Raw genomic sequence first — 22,456 nt, forward strand, 5'->3', positions numbered from 1 at the left:
GGGGGAGGCCTTGTAGAACCCTTTCGTATCGCAGAGGCTGAACTCGGTCATAATCAGAGACAGGGTTGTGCGGCAATGACCTCAGATGGCCATTTTGCTGTAGCCTGGATAGACGGCATAGCCTCCGGCGATCCCGATGATCCTGATGATCAAGAGCCGGAGCTTTTCGTCCGCTTCTTTGACCGGGATGGAAATCCAATGACCGAGGCTTATAAGATTACAAAGCTTGCGGACACCTCGTGGATTTGGCACCCTTGCCTTGAGATGGACACGGTAGGCAACACCATCCTGCTTTGGGAAGAGAGGAAGACTCGGGGCAAGGAGGAGCCTTCTTACGTGTGCTTTCAGCACTTTGCACCTGGCGGCAACCCTGTTGGCTCTGCGCACACCTTGGTTGCTCGCGCACTCTTAGGTAAGCAGACGCCGCCATTCAGCCCGATTGACCTCAGCCTCAACAATAATGAGGAGTTCGTGGTTACCTGGTGTGAGATAGAGCCTGGCCCCCCTACTTACAAGAACTACGTGTGGGTGGAGCGCTTTGATATGGAGGGTGATCCTAAGAACCGGCCCTTCCTGGCTTGTGATGAGGAGTGTGTATTCTTCTATTATCCCAGGGTGGCGTTGAACGACGAAGGCGACGTGGTGGTAACCTGGCGTGATCAGCTTACTCCTTTTTATTCTGACACGGCGTATCAACGGTTCCAGGTGTTCGATGCCGCAGATGAACCAATCCTGTCGTGGAGGTCCAGGGGGCATCTCTTGGATTATGAGGAGCACGACGACTGGGACCCCCAGTTCTTTTGGCTTGAGGATGAGCGTTTCGTGGCGTTCTGGCGAAGATCTATAGATTTAAATTTATGGGGGCTTATGGGTCGAGTGTTCGTGCATCGCGGGTTGGCGCGGCATCCCATACGCTTGGTGATGCTTGATCCTCACGAAGTTGGAGCCTGGGAAAAGATGTTCTCAGTTGCCTTTTCTTCGGATGGGCGGTTTGCTGAAACGCATCTTCGAAGGAGTGAGTTACACGAAAACTGGTGGTGGGAGCGTCCGGGTGGCATAATTGGAGAGATTCGAGACAAGGAGGTTTGGCGACAGACTAACCTCTTCGAGTATACGTTACCCTTCGAAAAAGATACCGCACAGGGAATTAACCCCGTATGGATGGCTTATTTTGTACCTGCCGTAGGGGTGTGCGATGACCGAATCGTGTGGGTATATCCCCATTCCACGCCCGATAGCATCTGTGAGGCCTGGGCCATGATCACCGACTGGGACATGGGGGTAGGGGTGGTTGAGCAGCCGATTGTTGAAAAGCCGCCCAACTGGGAAGTGATAACCTCCATCGGTTCTCAAATAGTGCTGCGATATCAAGATAGACCCGATGGCTTTCGAGCTTCAATCTTCGACGCCTCAGGCCGCAAGGTGGATGAGGTGCACGCAACTGAATCCTCTGGAATGATTATCTGGGGGAGGTGTTACGGGCCTGGTGTTTACTTCATCGTGCTGAAGTCCGCGGGAGCGACCAAGGCGCAGAAGGTAGTGTTGATTCGGTAACCCTCTTCCCAGCCCTCTCCCGGTAGGAGAGTTCGTAGGGGCTGACCTCAGCGCGCCCCCTTCGGGTGTCAGGTCAGCCCGAATAATTAAACTTCGGGCAATCAATTAATCCACCTTATTCCCCGCCCCCTTAATCCCCCTCCACCAAGGAGGGGGAATTTCCTCTCCCAGTGGGAGAGGAATAAAAGGTGAGGGTACACCCAGCTTTTTTTACCCCAGACGTCTGCTCCGCATCCGCCCGGGGACCCCGAACAATCAGCTGTGAGCCGATCGCTGTGAGCGTCACCCCTTGACCCCTTCATTTTACAATTTACAATTTGCATTTTGACTTTTGCACCGGAGGGCGACGCTTGCGGAGCTATTCGCATTTTAAAATTTGCATTTTGCAATTTGATATTTGCAATGGCGACGCAGTCGCGCCCTCTGCCGTCAGCTGTCCGCTGTGAGCTGTTATTTGTCCCACTTTTTTACCCCAGACGTCTGCTTCCCGCCCCATCATTTTGAAATTTGCATTTTGTCCGAAGGACGACGCTTGCGGAGTAAATTTGATATTTGCATTCGCGACGAAGTCGCGTCCCCTGCCGTCAGCTGTGAGCTGTCAGCTGTGAGCGTCACCCCTTGACCCTTCCATTTTACACTTTGCACTTTGACTTTTGCACCGGAGGGCGACGCTTGCGGAGCAATCGCATTTTAAAATTTGCAATTTGATATTTGCAATGGCGACGCAGTCGCGCCTTTGTCCATCTTTTGTCCCACTTATTCGGCATCGGACCCGCAAAATGTCCACCTTTTGACCAACTTTTGACCACCTTTTGACCAGCATCTGACCAGCTTTTTTGTGACGAGTTGGACTCAAACCTGACGCGCTGTGGGTATCTCCATGGGGATAAGTGGAAAACCTGTTGGTGAACCTACGGAGGTCCAAGAGAGTAGGATCGAGTAGCCCTTGTCTTGTAAGGGTCAACAAGAACGGCGTTCGCAGATATGGATCAGGCATGATGTAGTGTGTTTTGCCTCCTTAAGTCCCGTCTCCAAGAGACTTGACAGATCCTTAGTTTTGTTGTATAATTTTATAATAGAGGGCGGACGTGCCCTAGAGAATGTGGAAATCCATTCAAGGAGGTTTGCTATGAGAAAAGTCGTGCTTGTAACTATAATCCTTGCAAGCGTGGCCTTTCCCTACAATACCGTTTTAGGAAATCGCGGTACCTTCAGGGTTTACTCCGGTGCCTGCGAGGATATGGGGATGCTTACCATCGACCTGAACGTCTTCGGGACGATGATGAACATCGACTCGGTGGTTGCTCCGGATACCGTTTCCAGCACTGCTCAGCTTACAGAGGTTCTGCCCTATGTGGCCCTATCCTTTACTCCCTGGCACTACCTTGAGTTTTCGCTATGGGGACACGGGCGTTACGCGACCTTCGGGAACTACACCTCCAGTACGGCAGAGCTCTACAACGATCTCGGCCTTTCCGTTAAGGGGGGAGTGCCCATATACTTCAACAAGGCAAAGAATGTCTACCTTGCACCGGGTATCGACGGATTTGCCTACATGCAGGGTCTGGGTACGAGCGTCTTCGGCTTCGGCGGCAGAGGGCTTATGACCCTCAGACTTAACTGGCTTGGGATGCATCTCAACGGCGGCTACGAGTACCTTACCGGATCTACCAGCCCAGGATACGTGCTCACGGGCGTAGGCTTGGAGGTTTGGCCTTTCAGTTTCGCCGGCCTTATAGTCGACGGCACGGCCAGGATTCCCCAGGATTCACTCTCTCAATTTACCAATTTCCTTTATGTAACCCCTGGTTTGCGCCTCGGTTTCGGAGGCAGGGCTACGAAGTTTAACGTCAATCTGGGTTGCGAGCTCGAGCCTATGCAGACGCCTTTCCGCTGGCACGCCTTGGCTGGAGTCGGTATCGGCTTCAATCTCATGCCAACAGCCGAGGGATACATAAACGGTATCGTCGTTGATAAGGTCACTCAGAAGCCTGTTGCTGAGGCCAAGATCTGCATAGAGGGGCATCCTGGGATCGATACCTACGTTACCGGTACAGACGGGCGTTTCTCGGTCGAGTACCCGGAAGGAACCTTCTTCCTTGTGGCCGAGCATCCTGATTACGTGACCACTCGCATCGGCTCGGAGCTGATCGAGCTTGAGGGCGGTACAGTGATGCTGGAGCTCGCTCCCATTACTGGAGGAGCTACGGTTGTTGGAACCGTGGTAGATGCCGTTAACAACGCCCCGGTTCAAGCGGTGCTCCGTTTCGTCAGCATAACCGGGGATACGGTTCTTTCTTCTTTCAAGAGCGATGCTGTGTCCGGTTACTATCGTGCCGTTGTGCCTGCGGGGACCTACCGCGTTGACGCGGAGGCCGCGGGTTACAAGAAGACCCACAAGAGCATGATACTTGAGGATACCGATGAGGTGGTGGTTGACTTTAAGCTGGAGCGTGTGGCCCCCCAGGCCCCTCCGCCGCCCATAGCCTTCCGGTCGATCTACTTCGGACGCGGTGAGGCCGGTCTTTCCCCACAAGACTATGCCCCACTCAAGGAGGCTGTTAGCGTCCTTAAGGCGCATCCTGAGGTTAAGGTACAGCTTAGAGGCTATACCGACAGCGTAGGGGATGCCGCATCCAACCAAAGGCTCTCTCTTCGCAGGGCCCAGTCGGTGCGTGATTTCCTGATCTCTAACGGCATCTCGCCTGATCGTATCGGAGTCGTTGGTTATGGTGAATCCCATCCGCGCGGCGACAACCGTACACGCACAGGACGTGATCTCAATCGGCGCGTAGATATCGTGGTTATGTAAAGAGCCGATCTTTATCTCTAGGAGGCCTAAGATGAAAAGGATCATCACGCTTGCTGTGCTCCTTGGGGCAGTGGTTTCGATTGCAACACAGGTGCCGTATGAGACCATCACCAGGGAAGAAGGCGTCTATCTTCTGGAACTGGCAGGTGTCGGGTTCGCTTTTGATGATCAGGATACCCTCATGCAACCTGAGACCTTTATGATTAAGGTGATATCACGCGTTCAGGAACTTGAGTCTATGTCCACACCTGAAGGTGGTTTGCCTGTTCGTCAGAAGGTTCTGGTTAAGCCTTCTGCTATCCGGGTGGGGTATACAACCTACCCCCTTGATGTGGTTGAACTCAGCTCTACCTATGTTGAGGCGAACGTATACTCCGGCAAGGTTACCGAACTGGGCGAGTTGGTTGCCGAAGAACGTATAGGTAAGCTTCAGGTGTCGTTTGCTATCTTCACAGGGCTTCCCGGCGGTAAGGGCACTCTCATGCTGGGTGAGAAGAGCTATTCTATCTTCTTCTATCAACCCGAAGCCCTGGATGGTTTCTATAGGTGGGCACCAGAGTTCGAGTAGCAAGATTTGCTTAAGCTAATCCTGCTGTTTTCAGCAGCGTTTTGGGGAGATACCCAGGTGCGGGAGTGGGCAGCGGTTGATGCTTACTACGGAGTAGGGTTGCCTTTATGTAATCGGCTTAACGTTGTTGAGTTTACCTTGGGGTTGTCTTATATAGGGATTGGTTCTTCAATTGTCGAGTCCTACGGCTTTGGCTCTCGCGACAGCGGTCAGTTCATCGGTTCACTCCTGCCTTTGCATGTGAGTGTTCCGATCTATCAGAAGATAGCCTTCTGGAGGAACGATGCATTTTTCAAACATTTCATCGCCTTCAATGTTCGCGGTTCTGGTTGGGGGCAACGCTACGATGTGCTCGGCCCGCTGTCTTTCATCCTTGAGCGTCGCTGGAGGGCCAAAGCCCCTTATCTTGTTTTTGAACTTATGGGACGCTGGTCTCCGGTGAGGATGGTGGGTCTGCAGGCTACCCTGGGGACGTTGATTGTAAAGGATGCTGCTGAACGAATCTACCTCACCCTTGGGATATGCATAGGCACTGCTGGCCCTGCATCGAAGTATAAGATCGGACCCCGTCTTGAGGTAGCCGGGGTCGTGTTCGATGATGCCATCGGTGGAAACAGCAACGGTATCCTTGAGCCTGGTGAGGAGGGCCGCCTTCTGGTTTTCCTGGTTAACCGCGGCTTGAAGGATTCAGATACAATCTTCCTGAAGGCTGTGATGCGAGACCCTCAGCTGTCGGAATATCTTACTATTTTGGATACCACAATTCCCCCTCTGGGGGCTAACCGCTCGATTGAGGTTTCTTTACCTGTCGTTGCCGGGGATCGTTTGCCTGCCCTTCCTTTGCGGCTGCGCGTGTGGGGCAAAGATTCACAGGGTAATATGGTATCCCCGGCCAATATCGAGATCCCTACTGTGGGTTCGTGAGTGCTATAGAGTGGTTCAGGGTCGATGATCGCTTGATCCACGGCCAGGTAATGGTGGGGTGGGTTCTTGTGTTGGATATCCCAAGGATAATCCTGGCCAACGATCGAGTTGCAACCGATGCCTGGCATCAAGATACTTTAAGGACTGTAGTAACCTCCTTTTCTGAGGGTGTGAAGCTGGAGATGCTAAGACTTTCAGAAACAGTTGCTTATGTGGAGAACAATCGCCTCAAAGGCCGCCAAATGATTCTTGTGGAGTCCGTTAGCGACGTAGAGGCCCTCTATCGCCAGGGCTTGTCCTTGCCTGTGCTTAACCTTGGCGGCGTTCATTCACGCCAGGGGCGAGAGAAGTTCCTTTCGTTCCTCTATCTTGACTCAAGCGAGATCGAGGCTATACTGAGGTTGAGCCGTAAGGGCATTAAGGTAATCGCCCGGGATCTTCCAGGCTCAAGGGCCGTTGACGTGGTGAAATTGATTAAACGCAAGAGGAGATAGTGAACCCGCAACTTATCATAGCGGTTTTATGCGTCCTTTCCGGGTTGTTGATGCTGAATAAGTACTCAGTTGGGGAGTTCGGGGTTTCACAACCACTTGTTTCCGCATCTTTGTGGGATTTACAGCCTGGGTGGTTGTATGGGCGCTGCTAAGATTCTAAAGAACTTCATTGCGCAGCTTTTTGTTCAGAACCTGTGGAACTTTGAAAGTGAGCAGGGGCCTGGGATGGCGTTTGTGCTTTCGGCTCGTTCCAGAAAGAAGGCGGTGATTCAACCTCCACAATCTACGTTCAACACCAACCCTTACCTTGCCTCTTTCCTCACCGGGGTTCTTGTTCGGGAGCAGAACAAGGAGGGGATAGAAGGGGTTTCATCCCTGCTGATGGAGTCCTGGTTCGTTTTTATCCCTTGTTTCGCTATCTCGCTTGTTTTTGCGCTTCTCAGGATCTCGCCTCTGTTCAATCTTTTGGTTAATCTTCTTGTTGTAGTTGTGCTGGGGATTATTTTATGATTACACTCGAGGTTATCATCCGCAACAAGATAGGACTGCATGCGCGTCCGGCGGCCCAGTTTGTCAAGGTAGCTGAGGGTTTTAAGTGTGATATATGGGTTACCAAGGACGGTATTCGGGTTAACGGCAAGAGCATCCTCTCGCTTCTTACCCTGGCCGCCGAGGAGGGGAGCCTGGTTTTGCTTGAGGCTGAGGGCCTGGATGAAGCAGAGGCCCTTGAGGCGTTAAGGAATATACTCCAGGAGGATGGTGAATGATTATCCTGCGTGGTATTGCGGTTTCAGGCAGCATAGGGATGGGTAAGGCGTTCCTTTTTACCTCCAAGCCGCCTGAACTTAGACGCGTTCGTATCCCGGAGAAGAACATCCAGACGGAGCAGGAACGCCTTGAGGCTATGCTTACCTCAACCAGAAAAGAACTTAAAGAATTCCAGGCTGGTATTCGCAAATCTCTTGGTCCGGAGTTCGCGGATCTTCTTGAGGTGCAGATACAGATCCTTTCCGATCCCTCGTTGCTTGAGACCTGCAAGCGCAATATCAGTGAGGCCTACAGTGCGGAGTATGCGTTCAGCAAAGCGGTAGCAGAGATTGCCAGGCCGCTCCTTGATGCGAAGGATGGGTTGTTTAAGGAACGTCTGGTCGACATCGAGGATATTACCAATCGTGTTCTGCGCAATCTTCTTTCCCTGCCCTCGGTTTCTATAATCGACGCGCCCCGCGATTCGGTGGTGCTAGCACATAACATTCCGCCTTCGGAGATAGTGCTCCTCGATCCCAGAAGGGTCAGGGGTCTGGCGACCGAGATAGGGGGGCGAACCTCTCATGTTGCCATTATCGCCAGGGCGTTGGAGATACCGGCCGTCCTCGGCGTAGAGCATCTCTTGGAGAAACTCAAGGACGATGAGCAGGTGGTGGTGGACGGTCAGCGTGGACAGGTTGTGCTTGCCCCTACCGAGCACCGCGTCTCGATATACGCTGCTGAGATACGGGAATACGCCGCCCGTCGCAAGAGACTTTTCGATGAGGCCAAGCAGGCACCTATCACCCTGGACGAACGCAAGATTGATATCTCAGCCAATATAGAGCTGACGAGCGAGATTGGTGCCTTAAAACGCTATGGAGCGCAGGGGGTTGGGCTTTTCAGGACGGAGTATGTCTTTCTTACCAAACGCCGGTTTCCATCGGAGGAGGAGCAGTATCGTATCTACAGCGAGGCGGCGATCCAGCTGAAGCCGCATCCGGTGATCATACGAACCCTGGATATCGGGGGCGATAAGGTGTTGCCCGGTTACGAGGAGGCAAATCCCTTCCTTGGCTGGCGTGCGGTGCGATTTCTCTTCGACAACGAGGATATCTTCCTTGCGCAGCTGCGAGCCATACTTCGCGCTTCAGCTCACGGCAATGTGAAGATCATGTTTCCCATGATCTCAGATCTCTCCGAGATCAAGCGAGCCAAGCTTCTCTTAAAGAGGGCCCGCGAAGAGCTCGAAAGCAAAAAACAGAGGTTCGATCCCGATATGGAGGTGGGAATCATGGTGGAGGTTCCCTCCGCAGCCCTTATGGCCGACCGCATGGCGAAGTATGTTGATTTCTTCAGTATTGGCACGAATGATCTTACCCAGTACACATTGGCGGCGGACAGGGGGAACGAGAAGATTTCGCTCCTCTTCAACCACTACCATCCGGCGGTACTGCAGCTTATAAGACGGGTGATCGGTGCCGGACACAAGGCTCATATCTGGGTGGGTGTATGCGGGGAGATGGCTGCCGAAGCCCTTGGCGTGGCTTTGCTTATAGGGTTAGGAGTTGATGAGCTTTCAATGACCCCAGGTGCCGTTCCTGTTGCCTGCAAGATCATACGCAACGTTAAGGTGGAGGAGTTGCGCCGCATTGCCAATCGCGCGGTGGAGTACTCTACACCGGTGGAGGTCATCCGCTACCTGCGCAGGGAGCTGAGTCGGAAATACCACGATCTTGCTGTTCTGTTCCTTGAAAGGAAGAACGTATGCTATCCTTAGTGCGATCGATTCCTGACCAGCTTGAGTATGGCTGGAAGGCTGCCGGGGCAGTTGTCCAGGGCATTCCCAAGGGTCTTCCCTCGATTCTTGTCGTCTGCGGCATGGGCGGATCAGGGGTCTCCGGCGATCTGATTCGAGGACTTTTACTTCATACCTCACCCGTCCCGATAGAGGTCGTTAAGGACTACACCCTGCCAGGCTGGATCAAGAACCAAGCCTTTGCGGTGCTCATAAGCTACTCAGGAGACACGGAGGAGGCGCTGGCTTTGTGGGAGGCTTTGACCGAGCGGGGAGTCCAACGTTTGGCAATAACCTCAGTGGGGAAGCTCAAGGAACTGGCCGAGGCGGAGAGCGTTCCGACGGTCACAGTACCTTCCGGAATCCCGCCGCGCGCAGCGGTAGGTTATCTCTTCGCGCCGCTTCTGCGGCTGGTTGATTACTGGAATCTGTATCCTGAGGCAGAACAGGAACTTACTGCAACCCTCGAGCTTTTGCGTTCACGTATGTCGGAATGGGAAAAAGAAACAGAGAAACTCGCCCAATCCCTGAAGGATCACTTTCCCATCATCCACTCGCTCGACCAGCGTTTTGCCGCCGTCGCGTATCGCCTTGTCTGTCAGCTCAACGAGAATGCCAAAGTCCTTGCGCACGCTCACGTGTATTCAGAGATGAACCACAACGAGATAATGGGCTTTGAGGGCGGGGTGGACGAGAACATCGCATTAGTCGTTCTCGATCCTGGAGATGAGTTCATTCACCACCGCAACCGCAAGCGGGCCAGGATCGTGGATAGGATTCTTCCTTCCTCAATCCCGCGCTTGGTGATTCATGCCGAGGGTGAGAGTCTGCTCGATAGGTTTTTCTCCCTGTTGGTCAAAGGCGATCTTCTGAGCGTCTTCTTAGCTGAACTCCGTGGTGTTGATCCCTTACCTGTTGCATCCATTGACCGGCTGAAAAAGGAGCTTTCATGAAAGTCCTGATACCCGCAGGAGGCAAGGGAATAAGGCTCAGACCTCACACCCTTTATACACCCAAGCCGCTTTTGTTCGTTGCAGGTGACACCATAATCGGTCACATCTTCTCTCTGCTCGACGGCCTTGAGATCGAAGAATACCGCATCGTCTACTCACCGGAAACCTCCCTTCCACGTTCGCTCAAGGAAGCATACCCTGACCGCAGCTTTTCCTTCTGGGAGCAGGCTGAGCCATTGGGGCTGGGGCATGCGGTGCTGCAGGGTCTTACCGAGCTCGGCGACGAACCCATCCTTATCCTTCTCTCCGATACCATCATCCCCTTCGACATTCAGAAAGCTATTTCCGATCTCGGTGAGAACGAAGGCTTCCTTGTTGCCAAGGAGGTTGCCGATCCTCGCCGGTTCGGGGTGATGGAGCTTTCCGGAGATTATGTTTCCAAGGTGGTTGAGAAGTCTGAGGATCCGCAGAGCAATCTAGCCATTTCGGGTATCTACTATCTATCCTCTGCCAGGCGTTTACGTGAGGCTTTGGAGGAGCTGATTGCCAAGGATCAGCGTACGCAGGGAGAGTACCAGCTGACCGACGCGTTGTCTATCTTGATTGAAAGAGGGGAGAAGCTGAAGCCGGTCAAGGTGGATACATGGCTGGACTGCGGTACCCCTGCAGCGTTGCTTGAGGCAAACCGGGCACTCTTGAAGCTGAGAAGCCGCGTTGTTCCTGTTGAAGGTTCGCTCATCAAGCCGCCCTGCTGGATCGGTGATGACATAACCATTGAGAACTCCATCATCGGCCCTAACGTTTCAATTGCAAAAGGTGCGGTGGTTCGCAACTCGATCGTCTCCGAGTCCATCATCAACGCAGGTGCTCAGATTGAGGGGATGGTTATCAAAGATACTATAGTAGGGGAGAGGGCTGTTCTTAGGCGCTCGCCTTCTTCGCTAGACGTTGGCTCTTTCTCTCGCCTTGAGGGCTTCTAGCGCCTCTCCGGCCACGTAGATAGATCCGGAAATTACAAACAGGCCGTCTGCATCCAGGGAATCAAGGATATCTTCTACACCATCTGCCACAGAATCCATACAACGGCAATTTCGATGCATCTTCCGACAGAGCTTCAAGAGGTTCTGCGTCGACTCAGCCCTGGGTAGCTTGGCCTGCGTAACATAGATTTCACTGAAGAACGGGGCCAGGGTCTCAATAATCCTGCGTTTCTGTTTGTGCCGTGTGATTCCGATAAGCAGGATGCGGCGGGGATAGCTTGCGAAATGCCTGTCCAGGGTTTTCCTTAAGGTTGCTGCCGATTCGGGGTTATGAGACATGTCAAGGATAACGGCAGGACGATCTTGGATGATTTCGATGCGCGCAGGCAGCTTCAAGTTTGCAAGAGCCTTATGGACCTTTTTCTCTTTGATTTCATGGATCAGCATTTCTGCGGCGGCGATCGCTGCCGCCGCGTTCTCTATCTGGTGGGTGCCGATAAGCGGCAGAGTGAACTCCGTATCCAGCGTGAGTCCTTGATAGTGCATCTTCAAACCGTTCAGGTTATCCTCGATCGTTTGGGCGTTAAAGTCGTCCTGCCACCAGATTCCTTTCGCACCTCGTTCCTGGACGGCCTCTTTAATCACGGATCTTACCCTTGGTCGTTGAGCGGCTATTACCGCAGGCTTGCCAGGCCTCAACACCCCGCACTTCTCCCTTGCGATTCTGGTTAAGGTCTTGCCGAGCATCTTGGTGTGGTCGTAGCCGATGCGGGTGATTACCGAAATCTCCGGCTCGGTCACGTTGGTTGCATCCAGCCTGCCGCCCACCCCTATCTCCAGAACGTTGACGCTGGTTCCCTCTTCCAGGAAGTAGAGGAAGGCTGTGGTGGTCAGGGCCTCGAAGAAGGTGATGCGCGGCTCGTGGGCAAGGATTGCGGGGCGCAGAGTATCTAAAATCGAAGCAAAGCGAGTAGCAGGTATCTGCCGATCGTTGACTCCTATCCTTTCGCGATAATCCAGAAGATGGGGAGAGGTATATAGCCCCACCCTTTCACCGTGATCCTGAAGTATCTTGGCCAGCATTATTGCGGTAGAGCCTTTGCCCTTTGTGCCGGCCACCAGCGTTACCCTTTTCAGCTGCTTTTGTGGATTACCTATCTTTGAAAGAAACTCAAAGTAGTTATCAAGCTTGAAGGAGTAGTTGCGGTAAACCCAGCGCTCGTAATCAATCAGAGTGGAAAGAAAATCAATAGCCTGCGGGTAGTTCACTTCTCGCTCGGTTGCGTTGTCTTACGCCAGCCTAGCCCGATGTGATCGAAATCCCTTCTACCGCGAGGTAGGGAAGGAGGTAGGAGTAGACCCTGGTCAGTTTCTTACTGATTCCGCTGATATTGCCGATTGCATCGAACACGTTGCCTGCGATCATTGTGTTGGTGACAGGGTAGGAGAGCCTTCCGTTGCGGATGTAGAAGCCGCCCTTGACCGTGCCTGAGAAGTCGCCCGAGATTGGATTCGCGTTGCCTGAGAATCTTGTAACCAGGATGCCTTCCTTGATGTCGCGGATGAGTTGCGCTTTAGTCGCCTCGCCAGGGGATATCACCAGATTTGTGGTACCGATTCCGGGCAGAGATCGGTAGCCGCCCGAGGCGTGGCCTGTTGTGGCTCGTCCTTCGCGGTTCGCGGTGTAGCTGTTGTAGAGGTAGGTTATCAGTTTTCCTTTGTTTACGATCTTTATCGTCTGGTGAGGTTGTCCTTCTCGGTCAAAGGCCGAGGATGCGATACCATCTTTAAGCAGGCCGTCGTCAACTATGGTTAACTTCGCAGAGGCTACACGCAGCCCAAGTTTGCCTGCCAGTTTACTCATGCCCTTCTGAACGTTCTGTGCGTTTATAGAGTAGGTTAGAGGAAAGAGCAGGGTTTCGGCAACGGCCACCGGCGAAAACAGCACCGTTCCCTTAAACGAGCGGGCGGGTTTTGCGCCCAGGGAACGGATCACGTTTTGTGCGAACCGCCTTGCCAGGGGTTCTATCTTGATGCCTGTAAGCCTCAGTGAACCGTCAAACTGGAAGTCGAAGGCCGAGACCTCATCGGCTTCTCTGGCCATCCCCATGATCATTGCGGTGATGGAGCTTCCCTGCTCGGATGCCGCCAGGCCGTTGGAATTGAAGATTGCCTTCTCGCCCGTGTTGACAAACACACCGCCTGAGTCCACAGTTACCCTTCTGTCGTAGTCCTTGGCGGCTTTAAGCAGCCGCTTGGCCATGGCGATGGCTTCTTTGAGGGGCAGCTCTGCCAGCCTTGGATCGTAAAGTCCTTTAAGGGCAGATAGCTTGCGTGGCTCGGGGATAATCTGGAACTTGTCGGTAAGATTGGCCGAGGCCAGCGCAAGAGCCTTCGTGCATAGTTCCTCAAAGTTTGCCTCATCAAGATTGTTGTCCGAGGCAAAGCCGAGTCTTTTATTCTTGATTACCCGCAGACCGATTCCTTCTCCGGGATGGGATTTGGCGGTTTTGATTCTGTTGTTCTCAAGCCAGACCTCACGGCCTTCAAACCTCTGGCCGAACGCCTCGGCCTGGTCTGCGCCCTTGGCAAGAGCGCAGCGGACGAGTTCTTCCAGCCTATCAACCAACTCAGCCATGACGACCTCCGATGATAGCCTCGCAGCGAACGTAGGCTCCTCCTGCATCTACCTTTGCTCTCTGGAACTTGCCGCAGTAGCCGGCACCTAAAGCCCAGCGAAACTCCTTACTGATTGCGTCCACGCTCGCAAGCACATCGAACGCGTTGCCCGAGATGGTTACGCCGCGGAAGGTCTTCTTTCTCTTGCCCTTCTCGATCAGGGTCGCCTCCTGCACGCCGAACATGAACTCGGCGTTGGCGTCGGCCTGACCGCCGCCCGCGCCTTCAAGAAGAAGTGCCCGGTCGGTGGAAGCCAAGAGCTTGGCAAGACTCATCTTACCCGGCTCGATGTAGGTGTTGCGCATGCGGATTATCGGTTCGTCCGAGTACTCAAAGGCCCTGGCGTTGCCGGTGGGAGCGACCCCGAAGGAGGCCGCGCTCTCCCGATTGTGAAGGTAGGATTTAAGGATGCCATTCTCTATAATCACGGTGCGCTTGGTCATGACCCCTTCGTCATCCACCAGAAGAGTCCCTGAGGCACCCGGTATGTGAACCGACGGCCCGGAATCTGCAAGGGTAACAAGCTCGCTTGCCACGCGTTTACCGATCTTGCCCTTTGTTATCGCTCCGGAGAGCACGAAGTCGGCCTCCACGGTGTGGCCTATGGCCTCGTGCGAGATCAGACCAACCATCTCAGGGCTGAGGATGACCTTCATTCGTCCGCCCTTGGGGAACTCTGCTGAAAGAAGTCTCTGGGCGCGCTTAACCGCTTTCTCGACAATCTCTTCCCAGGCTCCGTATCGCCACAGGTCCTTCCAGCCTCCGGTGACTCCTGCGAATTCAGATGCGGTTACCATGTTTGTTCCTTCTGCGGCCACCACGGTGATACGGAATTCCGGCTTCACGTCGGTTAGGAGTGCGGCTGCACCGTCAGAGGTCACGATGGCCTTCTTATCCAGGTACTCGATGTAAGCGGATGATGCCGAGGCCACTTTTTTAGACCGCCGCGCCTTGGCTTCGGCCTTTTTTACCAGCTTCAGCTTCTCCTCCAGTGAGTGATTCTCTATCGGGTCTTCAACAGGCGGTCTGAACTCTCCCTTTGCCAGTTTTGCTTTCGCCAGGTTTTTTTTGGTCCTGCTCATGGCCTTGGCTGCGGTTGCAGCGTCACCTATCGCTCGCATGATATCCGCGCGCTTGCTGCCTGGGGTAGAGGAGAATCCCCACCGACCAGAGTCCAGCAGCCGAACACCCACGCCCGCAAGATGATTAGCCTGCGCCGCTTCAGGTTCTCCCTTGCGAACCGAGACCGCGTTCACCCTGCGCTCGTGGTAGCGCAGCTCGGCGTAGTCCGCTGGCACATGCGCCAGAATCTCCTTGAGATAACTGATCATGCATCCTCCTGCAAACTCTAAAGAGGTTTACCTTCTTGAAATCCGCGTGGATTTTACTCTATCACGAATGGGCTGTCAAATCCCGTTTGCCTCACACTCCTTCCAACCCCTTAAGGATCTTTTCCAGTTCGGCTTCGTCCCCGATCAGGACCTTCCTTGACTTGCTGCCCTCGTAGGGGCCGACGATGCCTGCCTGCTCAAGCTGATCTATGATGCGTCCGGCCCGCGCCCAGCCCACGTTCAGCCGGCGCTGAAGCATGGATACCGAGGCCTCCTTGTGGCGCATCACCAGCCTTGCCGCCTCTGCGAAGAACTCGTCTGTTTCCTCCAGACTGCCCTGGCGTTCCATCTGTTCGCGAATCGGGGCGAGTTCCTCCATGGGTGGATAGTAGCGGCCCTCGAGCTCTGCAAGTACCTGGGGGGAGATGATCTCTGCCAGGCGCTTGCGTTTGGTTTCGTAGAGTGGCTCTGAGGGATCAAGCAACGGATCAAGGAGATCTGCGGATATGATGGCGTCAGAGAGTTCTGCGGCTTTCTCTTCGTCTACCTGGGTTGAAAGCAACACCCTAAGCCTTGCCCGGGCAAGCTTGTCTACTATCCTCTTGACCTCACCGGTTGAGACGAATGGTCCATGCAGCCTTACGGGCTCGCCTTTACCTGGCGGTAAGAAGAGCATGTCTCCGCGCCCAAGCAACGCCTCGGCACCGTTCATATCAAGGATGGTTCTGGAGTCGGTCTTGGATGCCACCTGGAACGCGATGCGGCCTGGGAAGTTGGCCTTGATAAGCCCGGTGATTACGTCAACCGAGGGGCGTTGGGTGGCGAGCACCAGGTGGATTCCCACCGCTCTGGCCATCTGGGTCAGTCTAATGATGCGCTGCTCGATCTCAGATGGTGCGGTGAACATAAGGTCAGCCAGCTCGTCCACCACCACCACAATGTATGGCTTTTTCTTCTTTTTTTCCCTCTCAGCATACCGGTTGTAACCTGTGATATCGCGAACCCCCACGCGGGAGAACTCCTTATAGCGTTCCTCCATTATTCGCACCACGAACTCAAGGCTACGAGTTGCCTTGCGTGGATCAACGATGGTGGGCTGGATCAGATGTGGAATCGGGTTGTATACCGGCAGCTCAAGCCGCTTGGGGTCTATCGCCATGAACCTAACCTGGTGCGGAGCGGACTTGATGAGCATGCTGGTCATGATGCTGTGGATGCAGACCGACTTGCCCGAACCGGTGGTTCCTGCGATCAAAAGATGGGGGATGGATGCCAGGTCGGCCACCTGGGGGGTGCCGGTGATTGTGGTTCCCAGTGCAATGGTCAGTGGGTTGGGCGAGTCCTTGAAATCCTTTGAGCCAACAACCAGCCTGAAGGGGACGGTCTTTCGAGCGCGGTTGGGTATCTCGATGCCTACCGCCGATTTACCCGGGATGGGAAGGATGCGGATGCGCTCGGCCTTAAGTGCCAATGAGAGATCGTCTGCAAGGCTCATGATCTTGGAGATCTTTATTCCCGGCGCAGGATGGAACTCATACCGGGTGATGACCGGGCCAGGGATGATGTCGCCTACCTTTCCTGTCACCTCGAACTCCTCAAGGCGTTTAATCAACACCTTCGCGCCTTCGCGTGCCTCGCGGTCAGGCAACGCCTCCCAGCCTTCGGGAACAGGATCAAGAAGCTCTGCAAGCCCAAGCTCTTCAGGGGAGACCTCACTTGCTGGTGTACGAACGATGCGCTCGGTCACCCCCATCGGTGGTTCAGCCCTGGGTGGAGTCTCCTCTTGCTCATCCCTTGCCATCTCCGCCTCAAGCCTTTCCTGTTCTCGCCTTGCTTCCTCGGCTTTCTGTTTTTCCGCCATGAATGCTGCATGCCTTTCACGGCGCTCTTCAGCTGCGGCCTTGGCGCGCTCAAGCGCTTCAACTATCAACTTGTGGAGGTTGATGTCGAAGATAAGAACGATGGATACCAACAGGAGGAAACCAAGGATGAACCCAAGTCCCAGCCCTCCCACCAGACCGGTCAGATAGTCGAACACGTCCTTGCCGATCTTGCCGCCCAGGCTCACGAGCTTTTTGCCACCAACCAGGTGATACATGTTATACAGGGGGAAGCCGGGTGAGAGTTTGCTTCGTGGGATGAGGAAGTAGCCGAGGGTTATCTGGACGAAGAAGGCAAATCCCACGAGCGTCGAGCTCGTCAGCACGAGTTTTTTTACCGATCGGCGCAGCAACCGGTTTATTCCCCACAGCAAGAGAAGCAGAGGCAGAAGATAGGCGATGAAACCAAGCCACGCGTAGAGTCCGCGCGCCAGAAGGAAACCCAGCATACCGCCCCAGTTTTCAGGTCTTGTGGGTATCGCTTGAGGGTTAAGGCTCGCCAGGCTGATGGTTACAAACCCGGCAAGAAGCAGGAGAAGAAGGCCGATGATGATGTCGGTGTTGTCCCGCTTGCGTGGCTTAGCCTGTGATTTGGGGTTGTTCGATTTGGTTTTTCTTGCAGAAACTTTCTTACCCATTCTCAGTCCTTTAGAGTATTATACCCAAGGCGCTTGGGCCTGCAAGGATTGCGGTAAGATAGAGGCTGGGTACGCCGATTATATACCAGAGAACCCGTGTGAAGATGAGAACGAGAAGTATAATGAAGCCGTAACGCTGCAGCCACAGCAAGGCGTTTGTGTAGCGCAGGGGTAGGAGAGAAAAAAGTATCTGCGAGCCGTCAAGTGGGGGGATAGGGATTATATTAAAAAACGCCAGGATCAGGTTGTAGAAAACGGCTAAACCGAGAATCCCCTGGATATAAGCGATAACCGACGACGTTTGCAGGGAAATCAATCCAAAGAGTCTGAAGAGTGCGGCGAAGAGCAAGGCCAAAAGCAGATTCGATCCCGGACCGGCTATTGATACGAGGAGGGTTCCCTTGCGGCGATCCATGAAGTTGTCCGGATTGATGGGAACGGGTTTTGCCCAGCCGAACCTGAAAAATATGATAGCCAGGGTGCCTATTAGATTCAGATGCTTTAGTGGGTTTAAGGTTAGGCGCCCCATCATCTTAGCTGTAGGATCACCCAACCGATTCGCCATCCATGCGTGAGCAAACTCATGGAACGTTAAACCAATGAGTATCCCTGGCAATGCAAGAAGGATAGTGAGCCAGTAGTTAATATCGGCAAATCGGGAAAAGAAACCAGACATTATTTCTCCCTTAGCCAGTGCCCCAGAAGCGCTTGTTCCTCACGCTTGTTACGAACCCTCGCGTCGAGCTTCGAGGCAAGGAGGTTGTCCAGTAACTCCTTGTACCTTGGTCCAGGTTGGATACCCATACGCTTTAGATCCTCGCCGGTTGTTGAGATCTTTACATTACTGTAGTCCTCCAGATAGCGGGTGATCTTCTCACAGCTTTTAGCTCTTGTGGTTTCTGCGATAATCCCCAGCCCCCTTTGATCGTAGTTATTGAGGTAGAAGGTGATCTGGGATGGGGTCCTGAGTCGTGCAAGGGAGGAAAGGATCTTTCTGGCCTCCCGCAGGGTGCTTGTGGTTTCAAGGCATGCCTTCTTTACCGGGAGTTTCTTTACATGGGTCTCGTCAAATAAAGAAAGGAGCAGACACAGGAACTCGCAGCTTTCCTTGATGCGTCCCAGCCGCGTAGGGGAGAGGGAAGCAAGGGGTTTTCCAAGGAAGGCAAGCGCGTCCAATGACTTCAATCTCTTGATTGTCCTTACCCTCACCTCTTTCGGTTCCTGCGCGATGCATCGTAACTCATAAAGATGTCTCTCCCTTGATAGGGCAGGTGTTCTCTTCACCGCTTTCTTGAGCAACACTAACGTATGCGGCTCAATCCTGAATCCAAACCTTGCTGCATATCGCACCGCGCGGAAGATTCGGGTAGGATCGTCGGTAAAACTCTTATCGTGCAGAACACGGATCAACCTTTTCTTAAGGTCTCTTTGACCCTTAAGAGGATCAAGCAGGTTCCCGAAGTCTGAAGGATGCAGGGACTGGGCCATGGCGTTCACGGTAAAGTCCCGCCGGTGTAGGTCATCCGTGATCGAAGCAGGCTCGACCTTCGGGAGTTCGCCTGGTTTTGGGTAACTCTCGCGGCGTGTTCTTGCGATATCTATCCTTTCCCCTTTCGGTCCTTGAAGTGTTCCTGTCTTGAACGGCGGGTAGTAGAGAAAGCGAGTCCCTAGTTCTTTTGCCAATCGCTCGCCCAGGCGCTGAACATTGCCTTCGCAGGCCAGATCGATATCCAGGGTCTTCTTGCCCAACAGCCTATCGCGTACCACCCCTCCTACCAGGTAAAGCTTAGCCCCTTCCTGGGCCGCTATCTCTCCCAGCCAGCGCAGGCCGGTGTTAGTGCTGCGGCGGAGTAAAGCCCATCTCTTTTGCGGGGCCGGGCTTTTCTTTGATTTCAATCTTTCCGTAGCGTGCCTCGTATTTCTTGATGTTTTCCTCTAACGTGCGGCGCAGAAGCTCGATATGCTGAGGGGACATGACGATACGCGAAAGCACCCTTGCCTTGGGCAGTCCTGGCAGCATGCGCGCGAAATCCAGTATGAACTCCGATGAAGAGTGAGCAACCAGCACAAGGTTCGAGTAGGTGCCCTCGGCCTGCTCGGGCTTTATCTCAACGTCCAGTCTGCGAACAGGTTTCGGTTGTTCGTTCATCTTCGCCTCCGATCTAATAACATTCTATTCGCAGACGGCGGGGAGTCAAGTTCTTGCAGCCCTCCAGGATATCTTCCATGGCTTAATTCTTCAGGTTTCTATTGCACTCGTCATAAAAAAGCTGGTCAAATGCTGGTCAAAAGATGGTCAAAAGGTGGTCAAATGATGGACAAAAACGCGACTTCGTCGCGATTTTAAACTGCAAAAGTCAAAATGCAAAATGGTATGGGGTAAAAGCTCGCCGCCCTCACTTCGCTCCCGATGACAGGATGCGGGCTATTTCTTGATAATCCATAGCGAACCCCGAAGTCTATTTCGTTACTTTTATTCTACGTGTTAGGAAGTATGTTATAATGAGAGAGGCGACGCCAAAGCCGCCAACAACACATGCTATTATTATTTTCCCAACGTTTTGGCTTTGGAGTAATGAAATTATGGTATACATGAGAGAGCCAGCGCCTATGAGAGCGCCTATAACCGCGCCGAATCTTTTGTCAAACAACTGAGAGGCCTCTTTTAAAACATTTTCTATCTTTTCCGAAAGCCTTTCCCTGACGTCTACGATTTTGGAAGATAATTCGGTTATTTGTTTCTGGAATTCTTGTTTTAAAAAAATCACATCTTTTGAAACTTGGTCAAATTTGCCACCGAGTTCTACAAGTTCTGTACCGATATGATTAAAAGGATATCCTGCTTCTTTCAATATTGTCGTTGGAGGGATGTTAGTGTAGCTTGAAGCTATGATCTTGCTTTTAGGAATACTGGTAGGGATACGACGTGCAGAAGGCCTGATTCCTTCCGTATCCTGGTAGTGGTCAATTTCTTTCTCACCATATAAGACTTCCGATAATTCTTCCTCTGTTTCAAGTAAGAAAATAGTCAATTTAAAGATAGGCTCCCCGTATTCTAGTGTAATCTTATTAATTGAATTATTTCGAATTCCCCAATTTAGATTACCTCTGAAGCCAGCGTCAACTTTTGTTGTTAATAGGGATAGTCCTTCTCTCATCATAGTTGTTGTTGGTGTGAGGAGTCCCATTAACAACATTTTGGGATATTGCTTTTGAACTGTTTCTTTTGTAAAATCGATTTTTTCAAGACTAGAGATGAGGACAGTTTCGCTGAGGTGTATTACAAGGAAGTATCCTGGTTTTAACTCTTTCTCTTCGCCCGTTGAAAGGAATTGCACATGATTACCTAGGTGAAGTCTAATCCCATGTGTGTGTATGGCATTATCGTCTCCTCCAAGGATTACTGTGCCACATAATTTTTTTATTTCACGGTCAGCAAGAATCTTTGCCATTCGACCCTCCTTGTAAAGTAAACCTTAGTATTCTCATCTTTATAATTTTAACCAAAAATGGAACGTTGTCAAGTTTATAGGGGCCGACCTCAGCGCACCCCCTTCGGGTGTTAGGTCGGCCCGGCTGAAACTATTCCTCGATCTTCAACGCCAGCAGCATATCCTCGACCGAGACGCCGGGAAGCTCTAGGCCCTGCTCAGAAATCACTCGGCCGATCCGAGTACCAACCTCACCTCGTGTTCTGTAAGCACCTTTCAGACCATCCTCGATCCTTGGCAGCCCCTGAAGCGGAAGAAGGGTAAAATCGCCGGAGATGATCACATCCGCCAATCTGTTTTCGTGAACCTCTGACGCCGTCCTTATCAGTCCGCCCGGTGCCTTGTGCATCCCCATGACGAACTCCACACCCGATCTGATGCGGACCTGGCCGGGTTTCTTCATGGTGCGCTTGAAGAGAAAGCTCGAATCGGTCATCCTGGCGATGGTCTCGGCATTCTCCCCTAGATTAAGTGAGTGGTGACTTGACAATACACCAATGAATGCTTATAGTTCAGGTATGAGGACGACACGAAAGGCTCGTGATGGCAAATAAGTACGATCACGATAAGGGCTACACCGAGTATCTGGAGCTGGCCAAAAACCAGGAAGAACTCGAAGGCCGCGTAGCTAAACTACTGGAAGAGCGCCGAAAGCTCAAGGAGAAGGCAGACAAGCATCTTGAGAGGGCGAGACAGGCGGTGAATTTCGATCTCATCAAGACCGCCGCCCACGAGTTCCAGGTGGAGATTCTCAACGAGATAACCAAGGCCGTGATTGAGTCAAACAACCTGGAGAAGGCGGTAAAGCTCATAGATCATCTCGAGACCCACCTTGAGGCGCGCCTTCGGCTTTCGCCCAAACGTGAAGACGAGGCAACCAGGAAAAAGACACCACCTACTGTATCCCCGGCCATCGCGGCAAGGAAGAAACCCCAGCCCACAAAGAAGCCTGCTCGCCTCGAACCAAGGAGACCAAGAGAACAGGCAGCATATCCACCACCTCCTCCATCAGAGGGGGCAGGGGGGAAGATGATAGAGCGCAGGACTATCCTTAACGATCGTCTCCACGAGATATGCCGCTACGAATACGACAACGATCGGCTTACCCGCATGATCTTTCTTGACCCCAACGGCAATCCCCTCAGAACCCACCAGTTGATCTACAATAAGGACGGCACACTTGTTCAGGAAATCCACATCGACAGGGCAGGTATCACCCTGCAGGTTTGCGATCGCGAGTTCAACAAACAGGACAAGATCGCAAAAGAGATCGTACGCAACCCCCATAACGAGGTGCTCCATACCGTAGACTTCAAATACGACAGACACGCACGCCTTACAAAGAAAGAGTGGCGTGACTCGCGTCACAAAAGGACCAAGTCCTGGGAGTATCGCTACGAGAAGGACGCCGCAGACCCTGCAAAGATAATCTGGCGCGATGAACGCAACAAACCTTATGGATTCGTAGAGTTGCGCTACGACGACAAGGGGCACATCATCGAGGAGACAAGCAAGGACCGCACAGGCGATCTTATTAGATCGATCACCTACCAGTACTTCTACGGTTAACATCAAGAGGGCAGCGGTGGTGGGCTTCCAAGCATCGG

The 22,456-nt window shown here is 53.0% G+C and carries 20 protein-coding genes; 11 read left to right on the top strand and 9 right to left on the bottom strand.

The genetic code is table 11. From position 1 onward, the window contains the following. The 10 genes from CEE36_04855 to CEE36_04900 all read left to right on the top strand — a co-directional run. Nucleotides 1-1,554, top strand: a 1,554-nt coding sequence (locus tag CEE36_04855) for a hypothetical protein (protein TKJ43080.1), incomplete at its 5' end; no start/stop codon positions are given. A gap of 1,129 nt (nucleotides 1,555-2,683) precedes the next feature. Further along, on the top strand, nucleotides 2,684-4,366 hold the full coding sequence (locus CEE36_04860; GenBank protein ID TKJ43081.1) for a hypothetical protein: 1,683 nt from the start codon (nucleotides 2,684-2,686) through the stop codon (nucleotides 4,364-4,366). A gap of 31 nt (nucleotides 4,367-4,397) precedes the next feature. Next, nucleotides 4,398-4,934: a hypothetical protein gene (locus CEE36_04865; GenBank protein TKJ43082.1), complete on the top strand. Its 537-nt coding sequence runs from the start codon at nucleotides 4,398-4,400 to the stop codon at nucleotides 4,932-4,934. A 6-nt stretch (nucleotides 4,935-4,940) separates the two neighbouring features. After that, the gene (locus CEE36_04870) at nucleotides 4,941-5,858 is read left to right on the top strand and encodes a hypothetical protein (protein TKJ43083.1); all 918 of its coding nucleotides are present in this window, start codon (nucleotides 4,941-4,943) and stop codon (nucleotides 5,856-5,858) included. After that, on the top strand, nucleotides 5,855-6,352 hold the full coding sequence (locus CEE36_04875) for a hypothetical protein (protein ID TKJ43084.1): 498 nt from the start codon (nucleotides 5,855-5,857) through the stop codon (nucleotides 6,350-6,352). Before CEE36_04870 ends, CEE36_04875 begins: the two co-directional genes overlap by 4 nt. Before the next feature lie 138 nt (nucleotides 6,353-6,490). Continuing rightward, nucleotides 6,491-6,862, top strand: a complete 372-nt coding sequence (locus tag CEE36_04880) for a hypothetical protein (GenBank protein TKJ43085.1) — start codon at nucleotides 6,491-6,493, stop codon at nucleotides 6,860-6,862. Beyond that, the gene (locus tag CEE36_04885) at nucleotides 6,859-7,119 is read left to right on the top strand and encodes a phosphocarrier protein HPr (GenBank protein TKJ43086.1); all 261 of its coding nucleotides are present in this window, start codon (nucleotides 6,859-6,861) and stop codon (nucleotides 7,117-7,119) included. The genes CEE36_04880 and CEE36_04885 overlap by 4 nt, the downstream gene beginning before the upstream one ends. After that, a complete protein-coding gene (gene ptsP, locus CEE36_04890) occupies nucleotides 7,116-8,879 on the top strand; it encodes a phosphoenolpyruvate--protein phosphotransferase (protein ID TKJ43087.1) in 1,764 nt (587 codons plus the stop codon). Before CEE36_04885 ends, ptsP begins: the two co-directional genes overlap by 4 nt. Next, entirely contained in the window at nucleotides 8,867-9,850 is a 984-nt protein-coding gene (locus CEE36_04895; GenBank protein TKJ43088.1) for a bifunctional phosphoglucose/phosphomannose isomerase, read from the top strand. The genes ptsP and CEE36_04895 overlap by 13 nt, the downstream gene beginning before the upstream one ends. Continuing rightward, nucleotides 9,847-10,830: a nucleotidyl transferase gene (locus tag CEE36_04900; protein ID TKJ43089.1), complete on the top strand. Its 984-nt coding sequence runs from the start codon at nucleotides 9,847-9,849 to the stop codon at nucleotides 10,828-10,830. The genes CEE36_04895 and CEE36_04900 overlap by 4 nt, the downstream gene beginning before the upstream one ends. Here the strand turns inward: CEE36_04900 and CEE36_04905 are convergent. The 9 genes from CEE36_04905 to CEE36_04945 form a co-directional block, all read right to left on the bottom strand. Beyond that, nucleotides 10,792-12,099, bottom strand: a complete 1,308-nt coding sequence (locus tag CEE36_04905; GenBank protein TKJ43090.1) for a hypothetical protein — start codon at nucleotides 12,097-12,099, stop codon at nucleotides 10,792-10,794. The genes CEE36_04900 and CEE36_04905 overlap by 39 nt on opposite strands. Before the next feature lie 31 nt (nucleotides 12,100-12,130). Further along, nucleotides 12,131-13,516: a hypothetical protein gene (locus CEE36_04910; GenBank protein ID TKJ43091.1), complete on the bottom strand. Its 1,386-nt coding sequence runs from the start codon at nucleotides 13,514-13,516 to the stop codon at nucleotides 12,131-12,133. Beyond that, entirely contained in the window at nucleotides 13,461-14,840 is a 1,380-nt protein-coding gene (locus tag CEE36_04915) for a Zn-dependent protease (protein ID TKJ43092.1), read from the bottom strand. Before CEE36_04915 ends, CEE36_04910 begins: the two co-directional genes overlap by 56 nt. A 91-nt stretch (nucleotides 14,841-14,931) precedes the next feature. After that, nucleotides 14,932-17,358 (bottom strand): hypothetical protein, encoded by a 2,427-nt coding sequence (locus tag CEE36_04920; protein ID TKJ43093.1) that lies wholly within the window; start codon nucleotides 17,356-17,358, stop codon nucleotides 14,932-14,934. A 10-nt stretch (nucleotides 17,359-17,368) separates the two neighbouring features. Continuing rightward, complete coding sequence (locus tag CEE36_04925; GenBank protein TKJ43094.1) at nucleotides 17,369-18,034, bottom strand: site-2 protease family protein; 666 nt, start codon at nucleotides 18,032-18,034, stop codon at nucleotides 17,369-17,371. Continuing rightward, the gene (locus CEE36_04930; protein TKJ43095.1) at nucleotides 18,034-19,254 is read right to left on the bottom strand and encodes a hypothetical protein; all 1,221 of its coding nucleotides are present in this window, start codon (nucleotides 19,252-19,254) and stop codon (nucleotides 18,034-18,036) included. The genes CEE36_04925 and CEE36_04930 overlap by 1 nt, the downstream gene beginning before the upstream one ends. Further along, on the bottom strand, nucleotides 19,193-19,507 hold the full coding sequence (locus tag CEE36_04935; protein ID TKJ43096.1) for a hypothetical protein: 315 nt from the start codon (nucleotides 19,505-19,507) through the stop codon (nucleotides 19,193-19,195). Before CEE36_04935 ends, CEE36_04930 begins: the two co-directional genes overlap by 62 nt. 310 nt (nucleotides 19,508-19,817) lie before the next feature. Beyond that, entirely contained in the window at nucleotides 19,818-20,810 is a 993-nt protein-coding gene (locus CEE36_04940; protein TKJ43097.1) for a hypothetical protein, read from the bottom strand. 130 nt (nucleotides 20,811-20,940) lie between these two features. Beyond that, a complete protein-coding gene (locus tag CEE36_04945) occupies nucleotides 20,941-21,285 on the bottom strand; it encodes a hypothetical protein (GenBank protein TKJ43098.1) in 345 nt (114 codons plus the stop codon). A gap of 107 nt (nucleotides 21,286-21,392) precedes the next feature. Between CEE36_04945 and CEE36_04950 the strand changes: the two genes are divergently transcribed. Further along, nucleotides 21,393-22,418 (top strand): hypothetical protein, encoded by a 1,026-nt coding sequence (locus CEE36_04950; protein ID TKJ43099.1) that lies wholly within the window; start codon nucleotides 21,393-21,395, stop codon nucleotides 22,416-22,418. The last annotated feature ends 38 nt before the right edge of the window (nucleotides 22,419-22,456 follow it).

Source organism: candidate division TA06 bacterium B3_TA06, from assembly GCA_005223075.1.
Taxonomy (GTDB): domain Bacteria; phylum Hydrothermota; class Tepidihabitantia; order B3-TA06; family B3-TA06; genus B3-TA06.

What these genes read in the sequence shown, in the direction of transcription:
- CEE36_04860 (TKJ43081.1), top strand. Translation starts at nt 2,684, where the DNA reads ATGAGAAAAGTCGTGCTTGTAACTATAATCCTTGCAAGCGTGGCCTTT.
- CEE36_04865 (TKJ43082.1), top strand. Translation starts at nt 4,398, where the DNA reads ATGAAAAGGATCATCACGCTTGCTGTGCTCCTTGGGGCAGTGGTTTCG.
- CEE36_04880 (TKJ43085.1), top strand. Translation starts at nt 6,491, where the DNA reads ATGGGCGCTGCTAAGATTCTAAAGAACTTCATTGCGCAGCTTTTTGTT.
- CEE36_04885 (TKJ43086.1), top strand. Translation starts at nt 6,859, where the DNA reads ATGATTACACTCGAGGTTATCATCCGCAACAAGATAGGACTGCATGCG.
- ptsP (TKJ43087.1), top strand. Translation starts at nt 7,116, where the DNA reads ATGATTATCCTGCGTGGTATTGCGGTTTCAGGCAGCATAGGGATGGGT.
- CEE36_04895 (TKJ43088.1), top strand. Translation starts at nt 8,867, where the DNA reads ATGCTATCCTTAGTGCGATCGATTCCTGACCAGCTTGAGTATGGCTGG.
- CEE36_04900 (TKJ43089.1), top strand. Translation starts at nt 9,847, where the DNA reads ATGAAAGTCCTGATACCCGCAGGAGGCAAGGGAATAAGGCTCAGACCT.
- CEE36_04910 (TKJ43091.1), bottom strand. Translation starts at nt 13,516, where the DNA reads ATGCAGGAGGAGCCTACGTTCGCTGCGAGGCTATCATCGGAGGTCGTC.
- CEE36_04915 (TKJ43092.1), bottom strand. Translation starts at nt 14,840, where the DNA reads ATGATCAGTTATCTCAAGGAGATTCTGGCGCATGTGCCAGCGGACTAC.
- CEE36_04920 (TKJ43093.1), bottom strand. Translation starts at nt 17,358, where the DNA reads ATGGGTAAGAAAGTTTCTGCAAGAAAAACCAAATCGAACAACCCCAAA.
- CEE36_04925 (TKJ43094.1), bottom strand. Translation starts at nt 18,034, where the DNA reads ATGTCTGGTTTCTTTTCCCGATTTGCCGATATTAACTACTGGCTCACT.
- CEE36_04935 (TKJ43096.1), bottom strand. Translation starts at nt 19,507, where the DNA reads ATGAACGAACAACCGAAACCTGTTCGCAGACTGGACGTTGAGATAAAG.
- CEE36_04940 (TKJ43097.1), bottom strand. Translation starts at nt 20,810, where the DNA reads ATGGCAAAGATTCTTGCTGACCGTGAAATAAAAAAATTATGTGGCACA.
- CEE36_04945 (TKJ43098.1), bottom strand. Translation starts at nt 21,285, where the DNA reads ATGACCGATTCGAGCTTTCTCTTCAAGCGCACCATGAAGAAACCCGGC.
- CEE36_04950 (TKJ43099.1), top strand. Translation starts at nt 21,393, where the DNA reads ATGGCAAATAAGTACGATCACGATAAGGGCTACACCGAGTATCTGGAG.